Annotated in this window: 3 protein-coding genes; all 3 read right to left on the reverse strand. The window is 53.3% G+C overall.

Features of this window, described 5'->3' with window-relative positions; translation table 11 throughout:
- Positions 1–964 (reverse strand): DNA cytosine methyltransferase (locus N6L25_RS17610; protein WP_271983136.1); only part of this gene is annotated, 964 nt, incomplete at its 3' end.
- Positions 965–1,034: 70 nt separating this feature from the next.
- Positions 1,035–1,436 carry a very short patch repair endonuclease gene (locus N6L25_RS17615; RefSeq protein WP_271983138.1) on the reverse strand — a complete coding sequence of 134 codons (402 nt, stop codon included), beginning with the start codon at positions 1,434–1,436 and terminating at the stop codon, positions 1,035–1,037.
- Between the two features lie 270 nt (positions 1,437–1,706).
- Entirely contained in the window at positions 1,707–2,459 is a 753-nt protein-coding gene (locus N6L25_RS17620; RefSeq protein WP_271983141.1) for a DUF3427 domain-containing protein, read from the reverse strand.
- Between the last annotated feature and the right edge of the window lie 209 nt (positions 2,460–2,668).

The raw sequence follows: 2,668 nt of genomic DNA on the forward strand, positions 1-2,668 counted from the left end.
TCAAGCACTTGCCCTTGGGGCATTCCCTTAGTATGCGCTCAAAGCGCTCAGTGACCTGTGGCCGATGCCTAGGGAGCCTTAAGCTATTAGGGCCCTCCCCTTCCGTCATTTGGACGCGCATAAGACGCTGGAATGCCGAGGGTGATTCCGGTTCCTGATACTTTATTTGGCTGAAGCCCCGGACGCTGCCATCAGTACTCTCGATACGCTCCTTTCCTTCTACCCGGAGGTCGTCGATAGCATCCCTGGTTGTTTGCCTGCAATCCGGATCTAGCCCCCGTGAAACCAGGAAGGCATTGCGGTTTGCCAGTAACTCGGTGAATAGGTCCCAATCGAGCCCCAGGTCCTTCCGTGTTGCCACCAGGATAAACCTGGGCCGCATTTGGGGTACGCCCCAATCAGCGCTGACCAACACGCGGAATTCTACGTTGTAGCCTTCCGTCTCAAGCCGACGTTTCACCACATGGGAATATGGTACGGCTTTCTTTCCCTGGGACGCTTTTTCGAAAGGTGCGTTAAAGCCGCGCACATTTTCCAGGAAAAGGAATTTTGGCTTTACGATCTTTACGACTTCGATGTACCGCTCAGCCATGCGATTTCGCGGGTCCTTCGGGTTCCGCTTGCCTGCTGGAGAGAACCCTTGGCATGGAGGGCCACCGGCAATGAGGTCAACCTTTCCTTGCAGGGTGGCCAACTGCCCTTTGTATCCACCCAGAAAGGCTTCTATGTCGTGCTCGGTCTTTGGCAACCATTCTGGCCAGTCGTACTGGAAACGACCGCTGTCTACGAGGTTGTGGCGGTAGGTGAGGAACGCGTCTGCTGTTCGCTCGATGGCAAAAATCCCTTTCCAGCCAGCCTGGAGCAGGCCTAAGGAGAGGCCACCACAACCAGCGAATAGATCTATAAATACAGGAGCGTTCACCACTTCGGCTTCCTTGCAGGCACACTTTATGACTCTGTGCATATTTTACCGATGTCCAGGATAATGTCCAGGAATAATTGAAGCCAATTGTGACGGGGGTTCGCACTGTGGTTTATTGTGGGTTTATGAGGGCTTGAAGGCGTTCCGACAATTTTCCGTTGTCCATGGTCTGGCACTCCCATATCACTTCTACCCTCCAACCCATTTCCTTTAGGGCGAGCTGGTTCCCCTTATCCCTGAGCCGGTTTGCCTCGAACTTTGCCTTCCAGAATTCTTGCCGGGTCTTCGGCTTGGACGCGAGGTAACACCCAGGGTGTTGGTGCCAGAAACAGCCATGAACGAATAGGACGAGGTTGTGCTTGGGTAGGACGATATCGGGCTTTCCTGGAAGGTCCTTGCGGTGAATCCGGAAGCGGTAGCCCAAGGCATGGAGGGCCTTCCTAACCCGGATCTCGGGGCGGGTGTTAGCAGGTTTGTTGGCCTGCATGATCTTGCGCCTAAGATCATTTTTCATGATTTACGGCTCAACGATGGCCAAAACTAGCATAACGACCTGTCTGTTGGATAAACCCACAACAGGCGGAGTAGTGAAATGATAGAACCATCCTGGATTGCCGAAATTCTAGACCAGGGAATTTTTATCGCCTTTTTCCTGATACCGGCCCGAATCCCTATTAAATATCAGGATAGGAGAAAACAGCGCTAGTAATTTCAGGATACGCCGCTGGTGACTATGCAAAGCCGGCGGCGCCTTCCAACCAAGGTACGTAATGGCCGGAAGTCATCACCCTCCCTGATCCAATAAATGCCTCAACTCATCGACTGAGTAGGGGGGGTTCCTCCGGTGAAGCATCGCGTGACAATTGGGGCAAACCGGAACCAGGTCCTGCCTTGGATCGACAATGTATTCCTCACCTAAGTCGCTGACTGGAACTGTGTGGTGTACGTGGATAAATCCCTCGCCAATGTCGCCATACTTCTCCCCAAAATCTAGCTCGCAAACCTTGCAACGAGTTCCGAAGTGCTGAACACAGGCATCCCTGGCGTTGCGGTCGCGTTCGTATCGATTGACTAGGACCTTGGTTCGCTGGCCTTCCTTATAACTCGCCCCAGGGGCATATTCATCAGTGAATACAGGGGCCTCATCGGATTGGTCAGAGCCGAATATCCAGTCAATCCTGGCTGGGCGTTCAGTTCCTGTATGGGGTATGGGGGAACCCACTCCGGCATAGGTGAAGGGTGCCCGATCCTGCTCCCTATAGAATATGAAGACCCGGTATTCCCCTGAGATAAGGTTCTGGGTAGCGCCCTGCCCAAAGTGCGACTTCGCCTTCCCGTACCAGATGAGTTTCTCGCCGTCCCAATGGTTATCGTAGTCATGCCCCGTCCGTCCAGGAACACCGACATTGCAGAAGATGTAGTAGTCAGTGCCATGGCGATGGTAGCCATTTAGCCAGTCACCGCCCCTTTGGTCGGTTGGGATATCGAGGATCTCGTAGATGTCCTTGCGGGTATAGGTGGAGCCGATAGAGTACATTTGGTCCTTCACTCTGGAGTGTAAGTCCAATAAACAGCAGCTCCCGCCAGGTGTCAACGAAGTGTCCACGCAATAGCGCTTTTGTGTGGTCTAGTGTGGCGCTGCATCTTCGTAACTGACTGATTGTGTTGATTTGTGGTTCTTTGAAGCATAGATACAGCGGATTGAAAATCCCCGTGTCCGTGGTTCGATTCCGCGTCCGGGCACCA

The sequence above is a fragment of the Marinobacter sp. SS21 genome (assembly GCF_028369065.1).
GTDB lineage: Bacteria > Pseudomonadota > Gammaproteobacteria > Pseudomonadales > Oleiphilaceae > Marinobacter.

Excerpts from the sequence above, each read along its gene's own strand:
- N6L25_RS17620 (WP_271983141.1), bottom strand. The coding sequence starts at position 2,459 with ATGTACTCTATCGGCTCCACCTATACCCGCAAGGACATCTACGAGATC.
- N6L25_RS17615 (WP_271983138.1), bottom strand. The coding sequence starts at position 1,436 with ATGAAAAATGATCTTAGGCGCAAGATCATGCAGGCCAACAAACCTGCT.